A 23,296-nucleotide genomic window follows, 5' to 3' on the forward strand; every position below is an offset into this window, starting at 1 on the left:
AAGATAGCCCCGGACCCGGCCTGATCTCGCTCGGGACAAGTAGCGAGTAACATACGGGAATCGAATTATTTTTCACACACAGCAATGCGCACCGCCCGCCGTTACCTAGCTTCAGAAATCTACCGCTCCGCCGCCGTCGTACTCATGGCGCTGGTTGGCCTGTTCACGTTTTTCGCCCTTATCGAAGACCTGGACAACGTGGGCCCCAACTTTACCTTGCTGAATCTGTTTTACTTGCAGGCCCTGCAATTGCCCACCCGCCTGTACGACTTGCTTCCCATCGGGCTGCTGATAGGCGCCATTCTTGCACTGGCCAGCCTGGCGCAACGCAATGAGCTCGTCATTCTGCGAGTTTCGGGCGTCAGCGGCATGAAGCTTTTGACCATGCTCTGGGTTATTACCATTCCCTGGGTGGTGGGTGCGTTTCTGTTGTCCGAAGTCATCACGCCGGCGGCGGAAATCAAATCCAGCGAAGCTACCCTGACACTGCTGGGCCGGGCCGGCGGAGGACGCCTGAACAGCGGTTATTGGTTCAAGGAAGAGAGCGCCAACAACAGCATGCGCATTATCAATATCGGCGAATTGCAGGCCAACGGCGGCGTCTCCCATATAACGCTCTATGAATTCAGCAAGGGACAAGAGCTGTCTACGTTGTCGCAGGCCAAATCGGGCTATTTCGGCAACGGCACACTGGTGCTCGACGACGTCACCGAAACACGGATCGACGCCAATGCGGTGGCCGCGCTGGCCAATGCCAAGGTGCCCGACACCCCCACTACCGCCATCGTCCACCTGCCCTCGCGCACCTTGTCGACCACACTGACTCCCGAAAGGCTGATCGCCCGTATTCTGGAGCCCGAACGCATGTCCATCTTTGTGCTGCTGGACTATATCGGCTACCTGGAAAGCAACCACCTGCAAACCGAACGCCAGGTCGTGGCGTTGTGGCGCAAGGCGGCCTACCCCTTTACCTTGCTGGTCATGATGACCATTGCCGCGCCCATAGGCTTTATGCAGACACGGCGTGGGGGAGTCGGCGGCAAGGTGTTTATCGGCATTTTGCTGGGGGTCGGCTTTTTCATGATCAACCAATTGGCGCTGAACGTCGGTATGCTTACCAAGTGGTCGCCCTGGGTTACAGCGCTGGTACCGAATCTTGGCGCCCTTGGGCTGGCCCTGGCGGCCATGCTGCTTATGGAGAACCAGCATAATGTGCGGCGCATTACCCGCGCCCATAGCTTCGGACGCAAACCGGCAATATGAGCAGCACCGCAAACATCTGGGCCATAGGCGACGTCCAGGGCTGCTGCCAATCCTTGAATGACCTGCTGGCGCAGCCCGAGATTGCCGGCGACCCGCAAGCCCACTTCTGGTTTGCCGGCGACCTGGTCAACCGCGGACCCGATTCGCTGGCAACCCTGAACCGCGTCATCGCGCTGGGCGAACGCTGCACGGCCATACTGGGCAACCATGACTTGCATCTGCTGGGAGTTGCAGCAGGCATCAAAAAACCCGGCAAGTCCGACACATTCACCGATATCCTGAACGCCCCCAATGCCGACGAACTGATCGACTGGCTGCGGTACCGCCCGCTGGCCCACTATGCGCAAGGCCATCTTATGGTGCATGCCGGCGTGCTGCCCAAATGGGATGTCGACAAGACGTTGTCCCTGGCGGCCGAAATCGAAACAGCCCTGCGCTCGCCCAATTGGAAAGCCAACCTGAAAAAAATGTACGGCAACGATCCCGCCCATTGGAGCGACGATTTCAGCCGGAACAAACGTTTTCGGGTCATCATCAACGCCTTGACGCGCATGCGCATGTGCAATGTTCATGGCCATATGGACTTTACCTACAAGCATGCCCCGGTTGCCGACGAACGCCTCATGCCGTGGTTCGATGTTCCGGGCCGCGTCATCCTGAACGACGACGTCACCATAATTTTTGGCCATTGGTCCACGCTGGGCCTGCTTGTAAGGCCCGATGCCGTCTGCCTGGATACCGGCTGTATCTGGGGCGGGCAATTGACCGCCATGCGCCTGCGCGACCACAAACTGGTGCAGGTGAATTGCGAGCAGCAGCAAAAGCCCTTCGAGCTTTAACCGGGACCGGGGGGCTGCTTCATGCGCACGGCCTTGCTGATGAGCTCATGCGCGTGTGCCGACACCTTCGTGCGCCCCATCTCCTGGCACTGCTCGGCCGACATCACGGGTAAAAAGTCGACCTCGACCATAATCCCCGTTGTGCTTATCAGAACGCAAAGGTTCTGCACCAGGTTCTGCTCGCCCACAAACGCCGCGTAATCGCTGCGCACGCCACGGTGGTAAAAACGCAAGGCAATCGGCTGGACGCTGACCCCGCCATGAATGGCGGGCTCAAATAAGCTGGAGCGGAAAGGCAGCACATCGAAGCCGGTGGATGTCGTGCCTTCGGCAAACAGGCCCAGCACCTCGCCGCGCGTGAAGCGATGCTCCATCTGCTGGCTGACGGTTTTAATTGCCTGGCGCTCGCGCCGGTTCAAGAACACGGTGCCGGCCTTGGCCACCAGCCAGCCGATGATCGGCCACTGCCGGATTTCGCTTTTGGCTACAAAAGCCACGCAGCGTATGCTGCTTAATATGAAGATATCGATCCACGATATGTGGTTGGAGACCCACAGGGCGGCGCCGCTCATCATGGGCTGTCCGTGCACTCGCACCTGGACGCCGCAAATCTTCATCAGTGCCAGCGACCAGCTTTTGTTCATTGCATTGCGCCCCGACAAAGGCAGAAAAGGGTACACGACCGCTACCGAAAGCAGGCTGGATGCTATCCAGATAATGACCAACGGCGCACGAAACAAAAATAGCAGTGGACCCAAACATTTCTCCAGGAGTTCTCGACAATTGCGTTGCCCGTAATATTACCCTTTGCGATCAAAACGGGAAAAGCGCCCGGCGTCGAAACGCCGGCACACCAAGGCCATAGCCATGACCGGCTGCTGGCCGGTGGCGCAAACGCCAATGCTGTGCTGGAATTTCAAAGAGGTAGGGTATCGAAATAACGCTGCAGGATTACCGCTGCGGCGGCCGCATCGTCGGCCTCGTTGGTGCCGAGCAGTTCTTGCGCTTCCAGGCTGGAGCCGCGCTCGTCGACCAGCTCGACCACAGCGCCGAAACGCCCCTTGAGCTGATTGGCAAAGCGCCGGCAGCGCGTGGAGGCGTATTGTTCGCCGCCGTCGAGAGTCAAGGGCAGGCCCACCACGATGCGGTCGGGCTGCCATTGCCCCAGCAAATCGGCAAGGGCGGCAAAGCGCTGGTCGCGCGTGTCCGAAACAAGAATGGTAAGCGGGCGGGCCTGGCGCGTAAGCGTATTGCCGATGGCAACGCCGATTTTCTTTGTGCCGTAGTCCAGAGCCAGCAGGGTCTCTTCAGGCATGGCCCGCTTCGCCCGCCAGCATCGCAGAATTGATGCCCAACTGCGCCAAAGTGGCTTCGTAGCGCTGCTCGGGCGGTATGTTGAATAGTATTTCGTTGGAGGCCGACAGATTGAGCCAGGCATTCTGGGCCATTTCGCTTTCTAGCTGGCCTGCGCCCCAGCCGGCATAGCCAAGGGTGATCAGGATTTGCGCCGGGCCACGCCCTTGCGCAAGTTCTTGCAAGACATCGCGCGAGGTCGTAAGAGCCAGTTCGCCCAGGCGGATGCTTGAACTGTAGTCGCCCACGGGAGCGTGCAGGACAAAGCCGCGGTCGGTCTGCACCGGCCCGCCGAAAAATACTGGGGTCTCTTGCACCGGGCCGATTTCGAGCGACAGGTCCACGTCGATTCGTTCGAGAAGGTTGCCAACAGTCAGGTCGGTAGGACGGTTGATGACCAGCCCCAGCGCACCGTGTTCGTTGTGTTCGCACAGATAAATGACTGTGTTGGCCAGATTGCCGGCCACCATGCCGGGCATGGCAAGTAAAAACTGCTTGGACAAGTCGGCGCTTGAGCCAGCACGCGATTTATTGATCCGATCCATGACTTGCCCTCCTTGGTCGCTACTACAAGCCTATTGTATCCGGGACTTGCCTGCCTGAGTTGATTTTTGAATACGGCGGCAAGCCCGCCCGGCCTAGACTTCGATCAGTTCGAAGTCTTCTTTGCGGGCGCCGCATTCGGGACACACCCAGTTAGGAGGCACATCTTCCCAACGCGTTCCGGCTGGTATGCCTTCTTCGGGCACGCCCGTCTCTTCATCGTAGATCCAACCGCAGATCAGGCACATCCAGGTACGCATGTTTGTTACTCTCTGAAAATTTCAAATGCTAATCCCAGCCAATTCCGGGCGCTTCCATTAGAATGGGGTCAATATTACTAAACTCAATGACTATATCTTTGACAATGGCCAAAGATATTGCAAATACCTTTACGATAGCCCGTTTCCGTGTCAAATTCCAATCCCACCCTGATCCTCGTTGTCGGCCCCTTCGACCCAAGCGGCTCGGGCAATTTACCGGCCGACGCCATCACTTGCGCCGGCCTGGGTGGCCATGCGGCAAGCGCTCTTAGCGCCATTCATGTGCAAGATACAGTCTCGACCGAAGACATCCAGGTCATGACGCCCGAATTCCTGGACGATCAGGCACGCTGCGTGCTGGAAGACATGCATATACAGGCCATAAAAGTCGGCGCTCTCTACAGCGTCGAGTCGGTCCAGGTCCTGGCGCAGATAGCGGCCGACTATTCGCATCTACCCTTGGTTTTGCATCTGGACACCCTGCCGGACCACAGTTTTCTCGACGACGAAGACCCTGAAGACATCCTGTCGGCCATCCTCGAATTGCTGCTGCCGCAAACCAATCTGGTCCTGGTCGAACACAACCTGATCGCGCACTGGAAAACAGACGGGCTGCTGCCTGGCGCCGAGACCGAAACTCCGGTCAAGGCCTTGCAAAATTTCGGCGCACAGTGGGTGCTGGCTGCCGGTTCGCCCATGCGGCCCGGCCAATACGCCTATCTATTGCATGGCCCCGAACAAGCCACATTCAACTGGAAAGGGCAAACGCCGCCGGCACGCCTGAACAACACCAACGGTCCGCTGGGCTGTGCGCTGGCCATTGAAATGGGCAAAGGCGCCGACGTCCCCAAGGCCGTCGAAGTCGCCTTGGCTCTGGCCGGGCCGCTGGCCGCAAATACTTTCCAGCCTGGCATGGGCTACCGTTTAATCAACCGGGCCATATCATGAGCACCTCATTAAGATTCCCGCGGGGCCTGTACGGCATTACGCCCGAATGGAGCAATACAGAACAACTGATCATCGCCGTTGCCGAAGCCGCGCAAGGCGGCATGGTCGCCTTGCAATGGCGCAGAAAAACTGGCTTGCGCAGCGAGCAAATGGCCCAGGCGCTGGCTTTGGCCGAGTGCTGCAAGCAGCATGGCATCCTGTTCATCGTCAACGACAACCTGCAGCTTGCGCTGGCCATTGACGCCGATGGCGTCCACCTGGGCCGGGACGACGGCAGCCTGGCCGAGGCTCGCCGGGCTCTGGGCCCGTCCAAGATCGTTGGCTGTTCATGCTATAACGAGCCCGAACTTGCCAGCCTGGCGCTAAGCCAGGACGTCGACTACATTGCCTTTGGCGCCATGTACCCTTCCCGCGTCAAGCCCGACACCACCATGGCAACGCTGGATAATCTGCGCGAAGGCCGCAGGCTGGCAGAAGGCCAGGGGCACACACCTCGGGCAGCCGTCGTTGCCATTGGCGGCATTACGGCCGACAATGCGGCGCCGCTCATACAAGCCGGCGCCGACAGCATCGCCCTTATCAGCGGCCTTTTCGAAGCGCCGGACATCCAGGCCAGCGCCGCCCGCTGCCGGGACTTGTTCCGCGCCTGACCCCGCGCCCCGCGCATGCGCGCGAGGCCATTTATTTTCATTGTCTATAGAGTTTCGCCATGTCCCGTAATACCGCCCTGTTTGAACGCGCCTGCCAGACCATCCCTGGCGGGGTCAACTCACCCGTGCGGGCATTTCGCTCCGTCGGCGGCTCGCCGCGCTTCATTACGCGGGCCCAAGGCCCTTATATGTGGGACGCGGACGGCACCCGGTATATTGACTACGTAGGTTCCTGGGGGCCGGCCATTCTGGGCCACGCCCATCCCGAAGTCATCCGCACGGTACAAGAAGCCGCCGTCAATGGACTTTCGTTCGGTGCACCCACCGAAGGCGAAATCGAAATCGCCGAAGCCATCGCCGCGCGCATTCCATCCATCGAAAAAGTGCGCCTGGTCAGCTCGGGCACAGAAGCCACGATGACGGCCATCCGCCTGGCCCGAGGCTACACCGGCCGTTCGAAGATCATCAAGTTCGAAGGCTGCTACCACGGCCACGCGGACAGCCTGCTGGTCAAGGCCGGCTCGGGCATGCTGACTTTCGGCAACCCGACCTCGGCCGGCGTACCGCAGGAATTCATCCAGCACACCATTGTGCTGGACTACAACAAGCTGGACGACGTCAAGGCAGCGTTCAAGCAGTTCGGCGATGAGATCGCCTGCATCATCGTCGAGCCCATAGCCGGCAACATGAACCTCATCAAGCCCGCGCCAGGCTTCCTGGAAGGCCTGCGCGAGCTCTGCACCCAGCATGGCGCGCTACTCATATTCGACGAAGTCATGACGGGCTTTCGCGTTGGGCCGCAGGGGGTGCAAGGCCTGGCCGGCGTTACGCCGGACATCACCACCCTGGCCAAGGTCATAGGCGGGGGCATGCCTGTGGGGGCCTTTGGCGGGCGGGCCGACATCATGGAACATATCGCGCCGCTGGGGCCTGTTTACCAGGCGGGCACGCTGTCGGGCAACCCCGTGGCCGTAGCTGCCGGCCTGGTCACCCTTAAATTGCTGTCCGAGCCGGGCTTCTACGAGAACCTGGCGGCACAAGCCAAGAAACTGGCTACCGGCCTGTCCGAAAGGGCCGCGGCAGCGGGCGTTGCCTTCAGCGCCGACCACGTGGGCGGCATGTTCGGCATTTACTTCAACGAAAAAGTACCCACCTCTTTCGCCGAGGTATCCACCAGCGACACCGAGCTATTCAAGAGGTTTTTCCATGCCATGCTGATCAAGGGCGTGTACTTTGCGCCGTCGGCTTTTGAAGCGGGCTTCGTTTCGGCAGCCCACGACGACCAAGTGATTCAAGCTACGCTGGATATCGCGGAGCAGGTTTTCGCCAAGCTGTAACTCGCTTGCCGGTTCAAGCGCGACCGCGAAATTGAAGCTGGGACAGTACTGGTTTGCGGCCACTGCGCCAACCAAGTACGCACATGATCTGAAAATGGATATAAAAAGGGCCGGACTCGCCACACAGCGAATCCGGCCTTTTGCTTAATACTGCCCCGCCAATCAGCAACAGCCGATTAGGCTGCAGCCGGCACAACCGCGGTAACTTCGATTTCCACCTTGGCTCGGTCTTCGATGAGGTCGGCCACTTCAACCGCGGTCATGGCAGGAAAATTCTTGCCGAGGATCTCGCGGTAATGCTTGCCGATCTCGCGCAGCGCGCCGACATACTCTTGCTTGTCGCGCACATACCAGGTCATGCGGGCCATGTGCTCGGGGCCGGCGCCGCCTTCTTTCAGGACAGCCACGATATTGCGCAGCGTCTGGCCGACCTGTTCGGCCAGATCGTCGGTCTCGAACTGCTGCTGGGCATTCCAGCCAACCTGGCCGCCAACAAACACAATACGGCTGCCGACGGTCAGCTCGGCCATAGTACCGTTGGCGTAACCGCGCGGCTCGGACCAGTTTGGTGGTTGTAGAATTTTCATTTGTACCTCGTATAAATCGAGCGATGCGCCCTTTGGGGCCTGTCGCAATCATCAAACCTGAAAGGCGGGCCTTTCAGGGCGCTAAACGTAGGGCAGCGGCCACGGCGCGGCCGCTGTATGCATCAATGTTTTGTACGCAGCACAAAACGCTGCAGCTTGCCGGTCTCGGTACGCGGCAAGGCGTCCACGAATTCGACCGCGCGCGGATACTTATAAGGCGCAACGACAGCCTTGACGTGGTCTTGCAGCTCTTTGACCATGGCGGCGTCGCCGTTGAAGCCCGGTTTCAGGACGACAAAGGCCTTGACGATATTGCCGCGATCTTCATCGGGCTCGCCAACCACACCGCATTCGGCCACCGCCTTGTGCAAAAGCAGCGCGCCTTCGACTTCAGGTCCGGCAATGTTGTAGCCGGCCGAGATAATCATGTCGTCGTTGCGCGCCTGGTAATACAGGTAGCCGTCCTCGTCCATGGCGAAGGTGTCGCCCGGAAAATTCCATCCTTGCTGCACGAAGACCCGCTGACGCTCGTCGTCCAGATAGCGGCAGCCCGTGGGGCCTTTGACCGCCAGGCGGCCAACAGTGCCGTAAGGCACGGGCTGGAGGTTTTCGTCGACAACCTGGGCGACGTAGCCGGGAACGACTGTGCCGATGGCGCCGCGGCGTACTTGTTCGGGAGCACTGGAGACATAGACGTGAATCATCTCGGTGCCGCCAATGCCGTCGATCATCTCGATGCCGCTGGCTTCTTTCCAGAGTTGGCGCGTAGCGTCCGGCAGGGCTTCGCCGGCCGAGACTGTTTTCTTGAGGCTGGACAAGTCGTGCTTGCCCACCAGAGCGGCCATCTGCCGGTAGAAGGTCGGCGCGGTAAACACCATGGTGACGCCGAAATCATCAACCGTAGCCAGCAGTTCGTCGGGTGTACTTTTTTCGACTAGCACCGTGGCGGCGCCGGCACGCAAGGGAAAGCACAGCAAGCCGCCCAGCCCGAACGTAAACGCCAGCGGCGGCGTGCCGCATATGACGTCGGAGGGTTCTGTGCGCAGCACATGCTTTGAAAACGTATCGCACATGGCCAGCACGTCTTGATGAAAATGCATGCAGCCCTTGGGGCGGCCCGTGGTGCCGCTGGTAAACGCAATAAGGCAGACATCGTCGATGGCGGTATCGCAAACCTGGTAATCGGCCGGCTTGGACTTTGCCAGCGTATCGAGCGAATCGGGACCATCATCGTGAAAGTAACGCACCTGCTTCAGTTGCGGGCAATACGCCGCCGTATTATTGGGGTCCATGCAGGCCTGCACATCGGCCGCCAGCCGCTTGTCGCACAAGACGGCGGAAATTTCGGCCTTCTCGATGACGGGCTTGAGCTCTTTGGCGCGCAGCAAAGGCATGGTGGGCACGGTGACCAGCCCCGCCTTGATCGCAGCCAGCCACGAAGCGGCCATCATGGCATTGTTCGGGCCGCGCAAAAGCACGCGGTTGCCCGGCTTGAGCTGCATGTCTTCGGTCAGGACGTGCGCGATCCGGTTGGTCAGCTCCATAAGCTGGCGGTAGGTCAGGCTATTTTTTTTGCCGTCTTCCCCACGCCAAAGAATGGCGATATGGTCGCCGTTGCCCTGCTTGACATGCGCGTCGACCAGCTCGACGGCGCAATTCAAGCGCTTGGGGTAATCGACGTCCGGATTGCCTTCAAGCAGCAACTCGGGCCACTCGGATAAAGGCGGCAGATGATCCCGCGCAAACGTGTCGATATGTCCAGATTTTTCCATTTTTATCTCTCCTGCTCCTGAGGCTGAAAGCCCAGGCGCCCCGCGGTACATGACCTTGGCGGCGCCGGCTTCCTTCTTGACTACTCTTTCATCAATTCCCGTGCAATGATCAGCTTTTGCACTTCGGTGGCGCCTTCATAGATGCGCAAGGCGCGAATTTCGCGATAAAGTTTTTCGACGGGCCTGCCTGAAACCACGCCTTCGCCGCCGAACATCTGCAAGGCCCGGTCGATAATGCGCTGCGCCGACTCGGTGGCCGCCATCTTGGCCATGGCCGCTTCGCGCGTCGTGCGCACGCCCTTGACGTCGCGCAGCCAGGCCGCCCGGTAGGTCAGCAAAGCGGCGGCGTCGATTTCAGTCGCCATCTCGCCCAATGCCGCCTGCGTCAATTGCAAGTCGCCCAGGGTCTGACCGAACATTTTGCGGGACTTGGCGCGCGCCAGCCCTTCGGCCAAGGCTCGCCGCGCAAAGCCCAAGGCCGCGGCCGCCACCGAGGCGCGGAAGATATCCAGCGTCATCATGGCAATCTTGAAGCCCTGGCCCGCATCGCCCAGGCGCTGCGATACAGGAATACGGCAGTTGTCGAAACGCAGGCGCGCAAGCGGATGCGGCGCAATGACTTCAATGCGTTCGGCTATGGTCAGCCCCGGGGTGTCGGCATCGACCACAAACGCGCTGATGCCGCGGGCTCCGGGCGCCTCGCCAGTGCGCACGAAAACGCAATAGAAGTCGGCGATGCCGCCGTTGGATATCCAGGTTTTTTCGCCATTAATGACGTATGAGTCGCCATCGAGCGTGGCTTCGCACGACATGGCGGCGACGTCGGAACCGGCATCCGGTTCGGACAGTGCAAACGCCGCGATCGCTTCGCCCTTGGCAACGCGCGGCAAATAGCGTTGGCGCAATGCGTCGCTGCCGGCAATGGAAATGGCGCCGCTGCCCAGGCCCTGCATGGCAAACGCAAAATCGGCCAGGCCGTCGTAGCGCGCCAGGGTTTCACGCATGATGCACACCGCGCGCGAGTCGATCTCGGGCCAGCGTCCGCCCCACGAGCCGTCCGGCCCCTGCGGCACGGCAATGCGCAGCCATTCTGCCGAACCCAGCGCTTGAACCAATTGCTGGCAAGCCGCGTCGGTGTCGGAATGATCGATGCCGTGCAAAGTGCTGGAGCACCATGCGTCCAGCTCGAGGGCCAGTTCCTGGTGCCGCTCGTCGAAGAACGGCCATTCGGTCCAGTCAGGATTGCTCATTCAATCTCCTTGGAAAACAGGCTTTTGCTTGGCGACGAACGCATCGAATGCGCGGCGGAAATCTTGCGTCTGCATGCAGATGGCCTGGGCTTGCGCCTCGGCCTCGATGGCTTCGTCGACGCCCATATTCCATTCTTGATGCAGCATTTTCTTGGTGACGCTGTGGGCGAAGGTCGGGCCGTCGGCCAGTTGCCGTGCAAGTTTCTGCGCCGCTGCCAGCAGGTCTTCGGACGAATGCAGGCCATTGAAAAAGCCCCAGGCCTGGCCTTCTTCGGCGCTCATGGAGCGACCCGTATACAAGAGTTCGGAAGCCCGCCCCTGCCCGATCATGCGCGGCAGCATGGTGCAGGCGCCCATGTCGGCGCCGGCCAGGCCCACGCGGGTAAACAGGAAGGCGGTGCGCGTGTTGGCCGTGCCCAGGCGCAGGTCGGAGGCCAGCGCCAGAATGGCGCCAGCGCCGGCGCAGATGCCGTCGACCGCTGCAACTATAGGCTGGGGGCAGGCGCGCATGGCCTTGACCAGGTCGCCCGTCATGCGCGTGAACTCCAGCATTTGCGGCATGGTCATCTTGGTCAGCGGCCCGATGATTTCATGCACGTCGCCACCCGAGCAAAAATTGCCGCCGGCACCGGTAATGACCACGGTCTTGATGTCGCTGGCGTAAACCAGGCTGCGGAACAGGTCGCGCAATTCGGCATACGATTCGAAGGTCAGAGGGTTCTTGCGGTCGGGACGATTCAGGGTAATGGTTGCCACCTTGGCATCGTCGGACACAGTCCACAGGAAGTTGCGCGGCTGGTAGCCCGCCAAAGGCTGCCTGTGATGGGCCATGGTGTGTTCGATTTGAGTCATGTGTTTCTCCTTAAGGGTCGTGCCGGGCCCTAGCCCGCCATGACCTCGCCCCCGTCGACGGGAATTGATTGACCGTTTACGGCCGAGGCGCCGGGCTGGCACAGCCAGACCACGGCATCGGCCACTTCGGCGGGTTGCACCAGGCGTCCTTGCGGATTGCCTTCGGCAAGCTTGCTTTTGGCCTGATCGTTGGTCATGCCGGTTTTCTTCATGATGTTGTCCAGCGCTTCTTGCACCAGGTCGGTTTCGGTATAGCCCGGGCACACCGCGTTGACGGTCACGCCTTTCTTGGCGGTTTCCAGCGCCAAAGAACGGGTCAGGCCGATAACGCCATGCTTGGCGGCGCAATAGGCGCTGACATAAGCGTAGCCGACCAGGCCGGCGGTGCTAGCCACGTTGACGATACGCCCCCACTTCTGGGCCAGCATGCCCGGCAAGGCGGCCTGGATGCAATGGAATGTGCCGGTCAGATTGACTGCAATCATTTTGTTCCAGGCGGCTTCGTCGAGCCGGTCGAAGCGTTCACTGACCGCCTGCCCCGCGTTATTGACCAGGATGTCGATGACGCCGAAGCGCTCGACCGCCAGGGCAAACGCCTTGCGCACGTCGGCCTGCTCGGTGATATTGGCGCTGACGAACCCCACTTCGCCGAACTGGGCCAGCTTTTCGACCGCTTGCTGCAACGATTGCGTGCCGCGCCCCAGTATGGTCACGCGCACGCCCTGTTCCAGCAAGCGCTGCGCAATGACATAGCCTATGCCGCGCGAAGCCCCTGTCACCAGTGCATGGCGCTGCACTTGCGTGCCGGCCGCGCTCATTTGCCTACTGGCTGCGCATACGCAGCGGCCCGTTCGAAGTTGGTTTCAAGCTGGCGCTTGGCCGGGAAGTACTGCTTGGGCCAGGTAATGTCGGTATAGCCGATGTGGGCCGATTCGCGCAGCGTCCAGGCGGCATCCGCCAAATGCGGACGGGCCAGGGCGCAGAGGTCGGCACGGCCCGAAGCGATAATGCTGTTGACGTGGTCGGCCTCGAAAATGGCGCCCACCGCAATGGTCGAGACGCCGGCTTCGTTGCGCACCCGGTCCGAGAACGGCGTTTGGTACATACGGCCATACACGGGTTGTTCGGCCTTGCTGACCTGGCCCGACGAGCAATCGACCATATCCACGCCCGCTGCCTTGAAGCGGCGGGCGATCTCGACCGCGTCGTCGGGCGTAATGCCGCCTTCGACCCAGTCGTGCGCGGAAATCCGCACCGACATGGGCAGATGCGCAGGCCATACGGCGCGCACGGCGTCGAATACTTCAAGCGGATAGCGCAGGCGATTGTCGAGCGAACCGCCGTACTCGTCGTTGCGGTGGTTGGTCAGGGGCGAAATGAACGCCGACAGCAAGTAGCCGTGCGCGCAGTGCAATTCAAGCCAGTCAAAGCCGGCGGCCATGGCGCGCCGCGTGGCGGCGACGAATTCGTCGCGGACTTCGGTCATTTGCTGGCGAGTCATGGCCTGCGGCACTTGCGACACGCCTTCTATGTACGGCAGGGCCGATGCGGACACCAGCGGCCAGTTGCCTTCAAGCAAAGGCAGATCGGTACCTTCCCAACTTACGCGGGTGGACGCCTTGCGCCCGGCATGGCCCAGTTGCAGGCCGATCTTGGCATCGGTATTGGCGTGCACGAAGTCGACAATGCGCTTGAACCCCACCGCCTGTTCGTCGTTCCACAAGCCCGGGCACCCCGGGGTAATGCGAGCCTCGGGCGAGACGCAAGTCATTTCGACCATGACCAGGCCTGCTCCACCCATGGCGCGCGCGCCCAGGTGCACCAGGTGAAAGTCGCCCGGCACGCCGTCTACGCAGGAATACATTGCCATAGGCGAAACCACAATGCGGTTCTTCAAGGCAATGCTGCGGGCCTTGAAAGGCGTATGCATGGGGGGGATGGGCCGTTCGCTGGCGGCCTGTGCGCCGTGAATGCCAGACAGCCAGCGCTCGTAGCCTTCCAGCCATTTGGGATCGCGCACGCGCAGGTTTTCGTGCGAAATGCGCTGCGAACGTGTCAACAGCGAATAGGCAAACTGTTCGGGTTCGAATGTGGCATAGCGCTCGATGTTCTCAAACCATTCTGTGGAGTTGCGCGCGGCATTCTGGATTTTGAGGACTTCGACGCTGCGCACTTCCTGATAATGCTTCAGGCCGGCGGTCAGGTCGTTGCCCTGGGCCAGGATGGAGCGGCGCAGTTCGATGGCGTCTTCCAACGCCAGCTTGGTGCCCGAACCAATGGAAAAGTGCGCCGTGTGCGCGGCATCGCCCATAAGCACGATAGGTACGCTGCGGCCGCTGGGCAGCTTTTGCTGCTTGACCCAGTTTTCGCAGATAACGCGCGGAAAACGAATCCAGATTGCCGAGCCGCGCAGATGGGTTGCGTTGCTAATGAGCGGCTTGCCGTCCAGCCAGGGAGCGAAAAGTTTTTCGCAATAAGCAATGCCCTCTTCCTGGCTCATGGTGTCAAGACCGGCTGCATGCCAGGTGCTGTCCAGGGTTTCGACAATGAACGTCGACATGCCCGATTCGAACTGATAGGCATGGGCCTGGAACCAGCCGTGTTCGGTTTCCACAAAGGCAAAGGTAAACGCGTCGAAGGTTTTCTCGGTGCCCAGCCACACGAAACGGCAGTTGCGGGTATCGATGTCCGGCTTGAAGGTATCTTCGTAGCGTGTACGGATACGGCTGTTCAGGCCGTCGGAAGCGATGACGATATCGGCCTTGTATTGATCGGCGATGGCCTGGTCGTCGGTAACGTCGGTTTCGAAGACCAGCTTCACGTCCAGCTCTTCGCAGCGGGCCTGCAAAACGTTAAGCAGCTTTTTGCGGCCGATGCCGATAAAGCCGTGGCCGCTGCTGCGAATGCTGCGGCCCTTGTAGTTGATTTCGATGTCGTCCCAATGGTTGAAAGCCTGGCTGATGCTTTCAGCGGAAACCGGATCGGCTTCTTTCAGGTTTTCAAGGGTTGCGTCCGAAAACACCACGCCCCAGCCAAACGTGTCGTACGGGCGATTGCGCTCGACGATGGTTACTTCGTGCGAGGGGTCGCTAAGCTTCATCAGCAGGCCGAAATACAAGCCAGCGGGGCCCCCACCAATACATACTATGTTCATGCGTCTTCTCCGGGTGCGTTCCAACAAGGTCATTTACGTTCAAGATCCGAACTGCCCCCGCCTTCCAGCGGCCCGCACAGCGTAAAAACGGTGGAGTCCTGCGGCAAGTGGAAATTCAAATATACTTTAGGCTTAAACTATATAGCCAAAGAACAAGCATGGCAAGCGGTTTTTCAATGCACTGGTCTTTTTTTATATATTGAAGGTTAAACCTTCTTGACAGTAATAGTTTAGGCTGTTTAGATTCAGGAACGACACGAATCCACCGAAGCAAAACAATGAATGACCAGCACGTTAACGCCGCATCCCCAGACCTGGAGTCCAGAACCGGACCCGAGGATCACACCGACCTGCGGCTTTGGCTGCGCCTGCTGACGTGCTGCAATCTGCTTGAAAACGATTTGCGCAGCCGCCTGCGCACCGAATACCAGACCACATTGCCGCGCTTCGACCTCATGGCGCAATTGCAGCGCGTGCCTCAAGGCATGAAAATGAGCGAGCTGTCCCGGCACATGATGGTCACCAACGGCAATATCACCGGCATCACCGACCAGCTCGAAAAAGAAGGCATGGTCGAACGCATCAAGGTCGCCACCGACCGCCGCAGTTCCATCATAAAACTGACGGTAAAAGGCAAACGCGAGTTCAAGAAAATGGCGGAATCGCACGAAGCATGGATACAAAACATGCTGTTCAGCATGCCTGAAAAAAGCAAAAGGACGCTGTTCGAATCCTTGGGCGAGCTCAAGCTCATTACCCAGACGAAACTGGCGGCCCGCCACTGAATATCAAAGCCCCGCCTCTCAGGCCCATGCGGCTCAACCCACACCCTGCTTAGGGTAAAATGGGCGATCTTTTTTTTGCTGGTAATTCATCCATGGCCGTCAACCTGCACATTCCTTCCTTGTCCGAGATCCACGCCGTGCCTGGCATTGAAATCGGCATTGCCGAAGCAGGCATACGCAAGGCCGGCCGCAAGGACCTTACCGTTTTCCTGTTGGCGCCCGGGACCTCGGTGGCGGGTGTATTCACGCAAAACCGTTTTCGCGCCGCGCCGGTGCAAGTGTGCGAAAGCCACCTCATCGCCGAACCGCAAATCCGCGCCCTGGTCATCAACACGGGCAACGCCAATGCCGGCACGGGGGACAGCGGGCTGCAGGCCTCGCAAGATACATGCAAGGCCCTGGCTTCGCTGCTGAATCTCAATTCGCAGCAGATACTGCCCTTTTCCACCGGTGTCATCCTGGAACCGCTGCCCGTCGACCGGCTGGTCGCCGGCTTGCCCAAGGCCATCGCCAACCTGGGGCCGAATAACTGGTTCGACGCCGCGCACGGCATCATGACCACCGACACCCAGCCCAAGATCGTATCGCGCCGCGTTGTCCTGGGCGACAAGACCGTCACCATTACCGGCATCAGCAAAGGCGCGGGCATGATACGGCCCAACATGGCCACCATGCTGGGCTATCTGGGCACCGACGCGGGCATCGCCCCCGCCCTGCTCAAGGAAATGGCCGGCGCCATCGCCAACCGCTCGTTCAACCGCATTACCGTCGACGGCGACACCTCCACCAACGACTCCTTCATGATCATGGCCACGGGGCAAAGCGGCCTGCATATCGACAGCAGCAACAGCCCGCACTTTGCCGCCCTGTTCGATGCGCTGGCGGAAGCCGCCACCGAACTGGCCCAGAAAATCGTGCGCGACGCAGAAGGCGCCACGAAGTTCATGACCATCCAGGTCGAGCAGGCCAAAGACACCAATGAAGCGCTTAAAGTGGCCTATGCGGTGGCGCAGTCGCCGCTGGTCAAAACCGCGTTTTATGCCTCCGACCCCAATCTGGGCCGCATCCTGGCCGCCATCGGCTATGCCGGCATCATCGACCTGGATGTCTCGGCGGTAAATCTTTGGCTGGGCGATGTGTTGGTGGCCAGCAACGGCCAGCGCCACCCGGGCTACCAGGAAGCGGACGGCCAGCGCGTCATGCAGCAACCCGAAATCACTGTGCGCATCGGCCTGGGGCGCGGCACCATCGCCGAAACCGTCTATACCTGCGACTTTTCGCACGAGTACGTCAGCATCAACGCCGACTACCGCTCGTAAAGCGGCGCGGCCTGCGCGGTCCGGCCTGCCGTTGCCCGGCTGCACCAGCCCGCAAGCCCTTGACTTACCACACAAAAAACAGTTATTATGTGCGGCTTGGCACTTTGCCAAGTTAAAAATTTAGAGGTTACCCACATGTACGCGGTCATAAAAACCGGCGGCAAACAGTATCGTGTTGCTGCAGGACAAAAACTTAAGGTAGAACAGATACCGGCAGACATTGGGCAAGAAATCACGCTAGACCAGGTTTTGTCGGTTGGCGAAGGTGACCAATTAAAAATTGGTACACCTTTGGTCGCTGGCGCCGTGGTCAAGGCAACAGTTCTTGCACAAGGCCGGCATGACAAGGTCAAGATCTTCAAGATGCGTCGTCGCAAGCATTATCAAAAGCGCCAAGGCCATCGCCAGAACTACACCGAGCTTCGCATCGAAGCTGTCACGGCTTAATTGTCAATCAACTGTTTGCATAGCAGGAGCTAAACATGGCACAGAAAAAAGGCGGCGGCTCTACGCGTAACGGCCGCGACTCAGAATCGAAACGGCTTGGTGTGAAGATCTACGGTGGCCAGGCCATCAATGCAGGTTCCATCATCGTTCGTCAGCGCGGCACACAATTCCACCCCGGCACCAATGTCGGCATCGGCAAAGACCACACGTTGTTTTCGTTGGTCAACGGCACGGTTAAATTCGCCATCAAGGGCGCACTTAACAAACGCACCGTTTCCGTGATCGCAGCCGAGTAATTCCCGGCCTGTTGTCTTGCCAAAGCCCTGCCATAACTGGCAGGGCTTTTTGTTTTAGAATGAATACAGCCTTGCGAAGGTCTCTCACGCCATCGCACCACCTTGTTTTTACTGATAAAAAACCATGAAATTCGTAGACGAAGCCACCATCGAAGTAATCGCCGGCAAGGGGGGTAACGGTGCGTCGAGCTTTCGCCGCGAAAAATTCATTCCCAAAGGCGGCCCCGACGGCGGCGACGGCGGGCGCGGGGGCACCATTTATGCCATCGCCGACCGCAACATCAATACCCTGGTCGACTATCGCTATGCGCGCATGCACCGGGCCAAGAACGGCGAAAACGGCCGCGGCTCCGACCAGTACGGCGCCGCAGCACCCGACATCACCTTGCGCGTGCCCGTGGGCACCATCGTGTTCGACGCCGAAACCGGCGAACAGCTATACGACCTGGACAAGCACCAGGAAAAAGTCACGCTGGCCGCGGGCGGCTCGGGCGGGCTGGGCAACCTGCACTTCAAGTCCAGCACCAACCGGGCACCGCGCCAGTGGACACCCGGTACCGAGGGCGAACAGCGCAAGCTGCGGCTCGAGCTCAAGGTCCTGGCCGACGTCGGTCTGCTGGGCATGCCCAATGCCGGCAAATCCACCCTCATCAGCAAAATCTCGAACGCCCGCCCCAAGATCGCGGATTACCCGTTCACCACGCTGCATCCCAACCTGGGAGTTGTGCGCACGTCGGAATCGCGCAGTTTTGTCGTGGCCGACATCCCCGGCCTGATCGAAGGCGCGTCCGAAGGCGCCGGGCTGGGCCACCTGTTCCTGCGCCATCTCTCGCGCACCCGGGTCCTGCTGCATCTGGTCGACGTAGCCTCGCCCGACCCCGATCTCGATCCTGTCGAGCAGGCTGTGGCCGATGCCCGCGCCATTGTCGAAGAACTGCGCCTGTACGACACCGAGCTCTACGAAAAGCCGCGCTGGCTGGTGCTTAACAAGTTCGACATGGTTCCCGATCCGGAAGACCTGAAACGGCGCTTTTGCGAAGCCCTGGGCTGGACCGGCCCTGTATTCGGCATCTCCGCCCTGAACGGCGAAGGCACGCAAGAACTGATCTGGCAATTGCAGGATTGGCTCGACGCCGAAAACCGCAAAAGCCATCTTGCACAAGACCAGGCCGACGGCAGCTATGTCGCCGACGATCCGCGTTTCGATGCCACCCGGAACGACGCCTAGAAGCTTTTGCGCCTGTTTGCCGTGGCCTCTTCGCCACGGCGCCGATATTTCAGCTTGCTCTCGCGCGCCCGGGTAAAATCATCCCTCACCGGTAAACCCCTGGCCAACGCGCCCTATTTCTTGCAGACTACAACGATGTCTTCCGATACCACAGCAAAATCGGTTATTGCCAACGCCAAACGCCTGGTCGCAAAAGTGGGCTCTTCGCTCGTCACCAACGAAGGCCGGGGCATAGACTTGGCCGCTGTCGAGCAATGGGCCGAGCAGATTGCCGCGCTGCATGCGCAAGGCCGGCAAGTCGTGCTGGTTTCCAGCGGCGCCATTGCCGAAGGCATGGCCCGCCTGGGATGGGCCGCACGCCCCCACACCATGCACGAACTGCAGGCCGCCGCGGCAGTGGGCCAAATGGGGCTGGTCCAGGCCTATGAAGTCGCTTTCGCGCGGCATGGCATACGCACGGCGCAAATCCTGCTTACCCACGAAGACCTGGCCGACCGCAAACGCTACCTTAACGCGCGCACCACGCTCTATACCCTGCTCTCGCTGGGCGTTGTGCCCATCGTCAATGAAAACGACACCGTCGTTACCGACGAAATACGGCTGGGCGACAACGACACCCTGGGCGCGCTGGTCACCAACCTGATAGAAGCCGACGCCCTCATCATTCTTACCGACCAGGCCGGGCTATACAGTGCCGACCCGCGCAAAAATCCCACAGCCGAATTCATTTCGGTGGCCCAGGCCGGCGACCCGGCACTAGAGGCCATGGCCGGCGGAGCCGGCAGCGGCATAGGCACGGGCGGCATGCTGACCAAAGTACTAGCGGCACGCCGTGCTGCCAACAGCGGCGGCGACACCGTAATCGCCTCCGGGCGCGAACCCAACGTGTTGCTGCGCCTGGCCAATGGCGAACGCATCGGCACCGAACTGCGGGCGCTGCTGCCCGTGCGGTCCGCCCGCAAGCGCTGGCTGGCCAATCATTTGCGCTTGCGCGGCCGCGTTACGCTGGACGAAGGCGCCATCCGCGCATTGACGCAGGGCCACAAAAGCCTGCTGGCCATCGGCGTTATCGCCGTGGAAGGCGAATTCGAACGCGGAGACGTGGTGGCTTGCGTCAACCACGCGGGCATCGAGTGCTGCCGCGGCCTGATCAATTACTCTTCCAGCGACACCCGGCGCATCATGCGCCAGCCCAGCAGCCAGATCGCGCAAATCCTGGGCAGCATGTCGGACCAAGAACTCATGCACCGCGACAATATGGTGTTCATCCGGCGTCCGACCTCGGTCAACGCGGCCACGGCTGCCGGCGGCGGCGAACCGCAGCTTGATGTCAGCGCAAAATAATGGCGCCTGGCAGACAGCCTTTTTCCAAACACGTATACTTATCGATTCCACGTTCAGATCAAGCGTGAACGCGAAAGCGAAGCGCAGACATTACTAGCGCGGCTGCTACGCCGACACAATGCACTCTTGATCCGGGCACGGAAAAACCTATGCAGGGGTACTCGCCGCAATATGCGGCGGGTTGAGAAAAACCCTTCGTACCAGTACGGATAATGCCGATGCTGGGAGCAGCTCGCCAAAGGGGTGTCCTTGCCCCGAGCATTCCCGATTCGGCTCCATTGATATATTTATTTGGAGCACACCTTGACCACCACCTCCCAATTCCTTGCCGCGACCGCCCTGGTCGACGCGGCGGCCGTTGCGCCTTTGCCCAATTCACGCAAAGTCTATCAGCAGGGTTCCCGCCCCGATTTGCGCGTACCTTTTCGGGAAATCACCCAAAGCGACACACCCACCCTGTTCGGCGGCGAATCCAACCCGCCGCTTACCGTCTACGACACCAGCGGCCCCTATACCGACCCCGGCGCCGCCATCGATATACGCAAAGGTTTGCCGGCCCTGCGCGCCGGCTGGATACAAGAGCGCGGCGACACCGAGCAATTGTCCGGCCCCAGCAGCCGGCATGGGCAGCAGCGCCGGGACGACCCCGCGCTGCAAGCACTGCGCTTCGAACTGCAACGCCCGGTGCTGCGCGCCAAGAGCGGCGCCAACGTCTCGCAGATGCATTACGCGCGCCGCGGCATCGTCACGCCCGAGATGGAATTCGTTGCCATCCGCGAAAACCTGCGCCGTGACGAATATCTGGTGGCGCTGCGCGGCAGCGGCCCGGACGGCGAAAAAATCGCCCGGCGCCTGCTGCGCCAGCATCCTGGCCAGTCCTTCGGCGCCTCCATACCCGCGCAGATCACGCCCGAATTCGTACGGGACGAAATCGCCCGCGGCCGCGCCATCATCCCCGCCAACATCAACCACCCGGAAATCGAGCCCATGGCCATAGGCCGTAATTTCCTGGTCAAGATCAACGCCAATATCGGCAACTCGGCGCTTGGCTCGAGCATCAGCGAAGAAGTCGAAAAAATGACGTGGGCCATACGCTGGGGCGGCGATACCGTCATGGACCTTTCCACCGGCAAGAATATCCACGAAACTCGCGAGTGGATTGTTCGCAACTCGCCCGTTCCCATCGGCACCGTGCCTATCTACCAGGCCCTGGAAAAAGTCGACGGCAAGGCCGAGGAGCTGACCTGGGACATTTTTCGCGACACGCTCATAGAGCAGGCCGAACAGGGCGTGGACTATTTCACCATCCACGCCGGTGTGCGCCTGCCCTTCATCCCCATGACGGCCGACCGCATGACGGGCATTGTTTCGCGCGGAGGATCCATCATGGCCAAGTGGTGCCTGGCCCACCACAAGGAAAGCTTCCTGTACGAGCGCTTCGAGGATATCTGCGAAATCATGAAGGCCTACGATGTCAGTTTTTCGCTGGGCGACGGCCTGCGCCCCGGATCGGGCTACGACGCCAACGACGAGGCCCAGTTGGCCGAGCTTCGCACCCTGGGCGAACTGACCCAGGTGGCATGGAAGCACGACGTACAGGTAATGATAGAAGGCCCGGGCCATGTTCCCATGCATCTGATCCGCGAAAACATGGAGCTGCAGCTGGAGCAATGCCACGAAGCGCCCTTCTACACGCTGGGGCCGCTGACCACCGACATCGCCCCCGGCTACGATCACATTACCTCGGGCATCGGAGCGGCGCTGATAGGCTGGTACGGCACTGCCATGCTGTGCTATGTGACGCCAAAAGAACACCTTGGCCTGCCCAACAAAAAAGACGTCAAGGACGGCATCATCACCTACAAGATAGCCGCACACGCCGCCGATCTGGCCAAGGGCCATCCGGGGGCCGCCATCCGCGACAACGTGCTGTCCAAGGCCCGCTTCGAGTTTCGTTGGGAAGACCAGTTCAACCTGGGACTGGACCCGGACACTGCCCGCAGCTTCCACGACGAAACCTTGCCCAAGGACTCCATGAAGGTGGCCCATTTCTGCTCGATGTGCGGCCCCCATTTTTGCAGCATGAAGATCACCCAGGACGTGCGCGACTATGCGCACCGGCAAGGCCTGGAGGGCCATCAGGCGCTGCAAGAAGGCATGCGGGAAAAAGCGGTGGAGTTTGTCGGGAAAGGCGCGAGGCTCTACCATCGCACTTGAGGCCCGGCCGTAGCCGAAATGGAAAAGCTCCGGTCGTCGGACCGGAGCTTTTTTATGCCGACGGGGCGTTCAGCCCCAAGGCGGGACTACTGCTTGACGGCGTACAAGAACAGCTCGACGCGCCGGTTCATGGCGCGGCCCTGCGCCGTGCCATTGTCGGCAATAGGATTGCTGGGGCCACGGCCTTCGCTCGTAAGGCGGGACGAAGCCACGCCATGCTGGGCCAGGTAGCCGGTAACGCTGTTGGCCCGATTGACGGATAAGGTTTGGTTAAGGGCGGCAGAACCCGTGCTGTCGGTATAGCCGATGGCCTTGGCACGCAATTCAGGATGCTGCGCCAACGCGCGCGCGACGCTGTCCAGCACAGGCAGCAGCGCCGGCTTGAGGGCATACTTGCCCGTATCGAACGAGACATTGCTGGGGATGTTTACTTTCAGGGTGCCATCGGGCATTTCGATGACGTCGATACCCAGGCTTGAAGCCCCCGACTGCTGCACGTCTTTCTTGACACCGGACCAGTTGTAGCCCGCGATACCGCCCGCGACTGCACCGATACCCGCACCGATCAACGCCGCCGAGCTGCTGTCGCCGATAATGGCGCCCAGGCCCGCACCCAGAGCCGCGCCAGCGCCCGCGCCAACCGCGGTGCCGCCGCCCTTGCTCATTCCCCCCATACTGTCCTGGATACTGGCACAACCCGAAACCATGGCTACCACGCTAAGGCAGGCCACGAGCTTGCTCATACGCATTGTCGACAGATTCATTTTTAATTCTCCTTGTGTCTTGTTGGCGGGCTGCCGCCCGCGTGGCACTATCCTAGCAAGAGCCGGCCCGTGTATTTGTTACATTGTG

At 60.4% G+C, this 23,296-nt stretch carries 23 protein-coding genes; 12 read left to right on the forward strand and 11 right to left on the reverse strand.

The window, feature by feature from the left end:
• Positions 1 to 84 precede the first annotated feature (84 nt).
• Entirely contained in the window at positions 85 to 1,263 is a 1,179-nt protein-coding gene (gene lptG, locus DFR37_RS09550) for an LPS export ABC transporter permease LptG (protein ID WP_113933019.1), read from the forward strand.
• Positions 1,260 to 2,102 carry a symmetrical bis(5'-nucleosyl)-tetraphosphatase gene (locus DFR37_RS09555; RefSeq protein WP_113933020.1) on the forward strand — a complete coding sequence of 281 codons (843 nt, stop codon included), beginning with the start codon at positions 1,260 to 1,262 and terminating at the stop codon, positions 2,100 to 2,102. The genes lptG and DFR37_RS09555 overlap by 4 nt, the downstream gene beginning before the upstream one ends.
• Here the strand turns inward: DFR37_RS09555 and DFR37_RS09560 are convergent.
• The 4 genes from DFR37_RS09560 to DFR37_RS09575 form a co-directional block, all read right to left on the reverse strand.
• Positions 2,099 to 2,860: a lysophospholipid acyltransferase family protein gene (locus DFR37_RS09560; protein ID WP_113933021.1), complete on the reverse strand. Its 762-nt coding sequence runs from the start codon at positions 2,858 to 2,860 to the stop codon at positions 2,099 to 2,101. The genes DFR37_RS09555 and DFR37_RS09560 overlap by 4 nt on opposite strands.
• 158 nt (positions 2,861 to 3,018) lie before the next feature.
• Positions 3,019 to 3,417 carry a Holliday junction resolvase RuvX gene (gene ruvX / locus DFR37_RS09565; RefSeq protein ID WP_113933022.1) on the reverse strand — a complete coding sequence of 133 codons (399 nt, stop codon included), beginning with the start codon at positions 3,415 to 3,417 and terminating at the stop codon, positions 3,019 to 3,021.
• Entirely contained in the window at positions 3,410 to 4,000 is a 591-nt protein-coding gene (locus DFR37_RS09570; RefSeq protein WP_113933023.1) for a YqgE/AlgH family protein, read from the reverse strand. Before DFR37_RS09570 ends, ruvX begins: the two co-directional genes overlap by 8 nt.
• A 93-nt stretch (positions 4,001 to 4,093) precedes the next feature.
• A complete protein-coding gene (locus DFR37_RS09575; protein WP_113933024.1) occupies positions 4,094 to 4,258 on the reverse strand; it encodes a rubredoxin in 165 nt (54 codons plus the stop codon).
• 147 nt (positions 4,259 to 4,405) lie between these two features.
• On the opposite strand from DFR37_RS09575, the gene thiD reads away from it, so the two are divergent.
• From thiD to hemL, 3 genes are read left to right on the forward strand one after another with little or no spacing between them, the layout of a single operon-like run.
• Positions 4,406 to 5,206, forward strand: a complete 801-nt coding sequence (gene thiD, locus DFR37_RS09580) for a bifunctional hydroxymethylpyrimidine kinase/phosphomethylpyrimidine kinase (protein WP_113933025.1) — start codon at positions 4,406 to 4,408, stop codon at positions 5,204 to 5,206.
• Positions 5,203 to 5,856 (forward strand): thiamine phosphate synthase, encoded by a 654-nt coding sequence (thiE, locus tag DFR37_RS09585; protein WP_113933026.1) that lies wholly within the window; start codon positions 5,203 to 5,205, stop codon positions 5,854 to 5,856. Before thiD ends, thiE begins: the two co-directional genes overlap by 4 nt.
• A 59-nt stretch (positions 5,857 to 5,915) precedes the next feature.
• Positions 5,916 to 7,193, forward strand: a complete 1,278-nt coding sequence (gene hemL, locus DFR37_RS09590) for a glutamate-1-semialdehyde 2,1-aminomutase (protein ID WP_113933027.1) — start codon at positions 5,916 to 5,918, stop codon at positions 7,191 to 7,193.
• A gap of 176 nt (positions 7,194 to 7,369) precedes the next feature.
• Here hemL and DFR37_RS09595 read toward each other — a convergent pair whose 3' ends face one another.
• From DFR37_RS09595 to DFR37_RS09620, 6 genes are all read right to left on the reverse strand, one after another.
• Positions 7,370 to 7,780, reverse strand: a complete 411-nt coding sequence (locus DFR37_RS09595; RefSeq protein ID WP_113933028.1) for a RidA family protein — start codon at positions 7,778 to 7,780, stop codon at positions 7,370 to 7,372.
• Positions 7,781 to 7,902: 122 nt separating this feature from the next.
• Entirely contained in the window at positions 7,903 to 9,552 is a 1,650-nt protein-coding gene (locus DFR37_RS09600) for an AMP-binding protein (protein ID WP_113933029.1), read from the reverse strand.
• A gap of 80 nt (positions 9,553 to 9,632) precedes the next feature.
• Positions 9,633 to 10,802, reverse strand: a complete 1,170-nt coding sequence (locus DFR37_RS09605) for an acyl-CoA dehydrogenase family protein (RefSeq protein ID WP_113933030.1) — start codon at positions 10,800 to 10,802, stop codon at positions 9,633 to 9,635.
• Positions 10,803 to 11,654, reverse strand: a complete 852-nt coding sequence (locus DFR37_RS09610) for an enoyl-CoA hydratase family protein (RefSeq protein WP_113933031.1) — start codon at positions 11,652 to 11,654, stop codon at positions 10,803 to 10,805.
• A 29-nt stretch (positions 11,655 to 11,683) separates the two neighbouring features.
• Positions 11,684 to 12,472 carry an SDR family NAD(P)-dependent oxidoreductase gene (locus DFR37_RS09615; protein ID WP_113933032.1) on the reverse strand — a complete coding sequence of 263 codons (789 nt, stop codon included), beginning with the start codon at positions 12,470 to 12,472 and terminating at the stop codon, positions 11,684 to 11,686.
• Positions 12,469 to 14,808 carry a bifunctional salicylyl-CoA 5-hydroxylase/oxidoreductase gene (locus DFR37_RS09620; protein ID WP_113933033.1) on the reverse strand — a complete coding sequence of 780 codons (2,340 nt, stop codon included), beginning with the start codon at positions 14,806 to 14,808 and terminating at the stop codon, positions 12,469 to 12,471. Before DFR37_RS09620 ends, DFR37_RS09615 begins: the two co-directional genes overlap by 4 nt.
• 278 nt (positions 14,809 to 15,086) lie before the next feature.
• Here DFR37_RS09620 and DFR37_RS09625 point away from each other — a divergent pair, with 278 nt between their 5' ends.
• From DFR37_RS09625 to thiC, 7 genes are all read left to right on the forward strand, one after another.
• Positions 15,087 to 15,593: a MarR family winged helix-turn-helix transcriptional regulator gene (locus DFR37_RS09625; RefSeq protein ID WP_113933034.1), complete on the forward strand. Its 507-nt coding sequence runs from the start codon at positions 15,087 to 15,089 to the stop codon at positions 15,591 to 15,593.
• 92 nt (positions 15,594 to 15,685) lie between these two features.
• A complete protein-coding gene (argJ, locus tag DFR37_RS09630; protein ID WP_113933202.1) occupies positions 15,686 to 16,912 on the forward strand; it encodes a bifunctional glutamate N-acetyltransferase/amino-acid acetyltransferase ArgJ in 1,227 nt (408 codons plus the stop codon).
• A gap of 135 nt (positions 16,913 to 17,047) precedes the next feature.
• On the forward strand, positions 17,048 to 17,359 hold the full coding sequence (gene rplU, locus DFR37_RS09635; RefSeq protein WP_113933035.1) for a 50S ribosomal protein L21: 312 nt from the start codon (positions 17,048 to 17,050) through the stop codon (positions 17,357 to 17,359).
• 35 nt (positions 17,360 to 17,394) lie between these two features.
• Positions 17,395 to 17,655: a 50S ribosomal protein L27 gene (gene rpmA / locus DFR37_RS09640; RefSeq protein WP_113933036.1), complete on the forward strand. Its 261-nt coding sequence runs from the start codon at positions 17,395 to 17,397 to the stop codon at positions 17,653 to 17,655.
• A 124-nt stretch (positions 17,656 to 17,779) separates the two neighbouring features.
• Entirely contained in the window at positions 17,780 to 18,883 is a 1,104-nt protein-coding gene (gene obgE / locus DFR37_RS09645; protein WP_113933037.1) for a GTPase ObgE, read from the forward strand.
• A gap of 135 nt (positions 18,884 to 19,018) precedes the next feature.
• Positions 19,019 to 20,227 (forward strand): glutamate 5-kinase, encoded by a 1,209-nt coding sequence (proB, locus tag DFR37_RS09650; protein WP_113933038.1) that lies wholly within the window; start codon positions 19,019 to 19,021, stop codon positions 20,225 to 20,227.
• Between the two features lie 303 nt (positions 20,228 to 20,530).
• Positions 20,531 to 22,444, forward strand: coding sequence for a phosphomethylpyrimidine synthase ThiC (gene thiC / locus DFR37_RS09655; RefSeq protein ID WP_113933039.1), 1,914 nt, complete (start codon positions 20,531 to 20,533; stop codon positions 22,442 to 22,444).
• 86 nt (positions 22,445 to 22,530) lie between these two features.
• On the opposite strand, the gene DFR37_RS09660 is transcribed toward thiC, so the two are convergent.
• Positions 22,531 to 23,208 carry a YiaD family glycine zipper/OmpA-like lipoprotein gene (locus tag DFR37_RS09660; RefSeq protein WP_113933040.1) on the reverse strand — a complete coding sequence of 226 codons (678 nt, stop codon included), beginning with the start codon at positions 23,206 to 23,208 and terminating at the stop codon, positions 22,531 to 22,533.
• Between the last annotated feature and the right edge of the window lie 88 nt (positions 23,209 to 23,296).

Origin of the sequence: Eoetvoesiella caeni (assembly GCF_003315175.1) — a bacterium.
Lineage (GTDB): Bacteria > Pseudomonadota > Gammaproteobacteria > Burkholderiales > Burkholderiaceae_B > Eoetvoesia > Eoetvoesia caeni.

Excerpts from the sequence above, each read along its gene's own strand:
- lptG (WP_113933019.1), top strand. The coding sequence starts at position 85 with ATGCGCACCGCCCGCCGTTACCTAGCTTCAGAAATCTACCGCTCCGCC.
- DFR37_RS09555 (WP_113933020.1), top strand. The coding sequence starts at position 1,260 with ATGAGCAGCACCGCAAACATCTGGGCCATAGGCGACGTCCAGGGCTGC.
- ruvX (WP_113933022.1), bottom strand. The coding sequence starts at position 3,417 with ATGCCTGAAGAGACCCTGCTGGCTCTGGACTACGGCACAAAGAAAATC.
- DFR37_RS09570 (WP_113933023.1), bottom strand. The coding sequence starts at position 4,000 with ATGGATCGGATCAATAAATCGCGTGCTGGCTCAAGCGCCGACTTGTCC.
- DFR37_RS09575 (WP_113933024.1), bottom strand. The coding sequence starts at position 4,258 with ATGCGTACCTGGATGTGCCTGATCTGCGGTTGGATCTACGATGAAGAG.
- thiE (WP_113933026.1), top strand. The coding sequence starts at position 5,203 with ATGAGCACCTCATTAAGATTCCCGCGGGGCCTGTACGGCATTACGCCC.
- hemL (WP_113933027.1), top strand. The coding sequence starts at position 5,916 with ATGTCCCGTAATACCGCCCTGTTTGAACGCGCCTGCCAGACCATCCCT.
- DFR37_RS09595 (WP_113933028.1), bottom strand. The coding sequence starts at position 7,780 with ATGAAAATTCTACAACCACCAAACTGGTCCGAGCCGCGCGGTTACGCC.
- DFR37_RS09600 (WP_113933029.1), bottom strand. The coding sequence starts at position 9,552 with ATGGAAAAATCTGGACATATCGACACGTTTGCGCGGGATCATCTGCCG.
- DFR37_RS09605 (WP_113933030.1), bottom strand. The coding sequence starts at position 10,802 with ATGAGCAATCCTGACTGGACCGAATGGCCGTTCTTCGACGAGCGGCAC.
- DFR37_RS09610 (WP_113933031.1), bottom strand. The coding sequence starts at position 11,654 with ATGACTCAAATCGAACACACCATGGCCCATCACAGGCAGCCTTTGGCG.
- DFR37_RS09615 (WP_113933032.1), bottom strand. The coding sequence starts at position 12,472 with ATGAGCGCGGCCGGCACGCAAGTGCAGCGCCATGCACTGGTGACAGGG.
- DFR37_RS09620 (WP_113933033.1), bottom strand. The coding sequence starts at position 14,808 with ATGAACATAGTATGTATTGGTGGGGGCCCCGCTGGCTTGTATTTCGGC.
- DFR37_RS09625 (WP_113933034.1), top strand. The coding sequence starts at position 15,087 with ATGAATGACCAGCACGTTAACGCCGCATCCCCAGACCTGGAGTCCAGA.
- argJ (WP_113933202.1), top strand. The coding sequence starts at position 15,686 with ATGGCCGTCAACCTGCACATTCCTTCCTTGTCCGAGATCCACGCCGTG.
- rplU (WP_113933035.1), top strand. The coding sequence starts at position 17,048 with ATGTACGCGGTCATAAAAACCGGCGGCAAACAGTATCGTGTTGCTGCA.
- rpmA (WP_113933036.1), top strand. The coding sequence starts at position 17,395 with ATGGCACAGAAAAAAGGCGGCGGCTCTACGCGTAACGGCCGCGACTCA.
- obgE (WP_113933037.1), top strand. The coding sequence starts at position 17,780 with ATGAAATTCGTAGACGAAGCCACCATCGAAGTAATCGCCGGCAAGGGG.
- proB (WP_113933038.1), top strand. The coding sequence starts at position 19,019 with ATGTCTTCCGATACCACAGCAAAATCGGTTATTGCCAACGCCAAACGC.
- DFR37_RS09660 (WP_113933040.1), bottom strand. The coding sequence starts at position 23,208 with ATGAATCTGTCGACAATGCGTATGAGCAAGCTCGTGGCCTGCCTTAGC.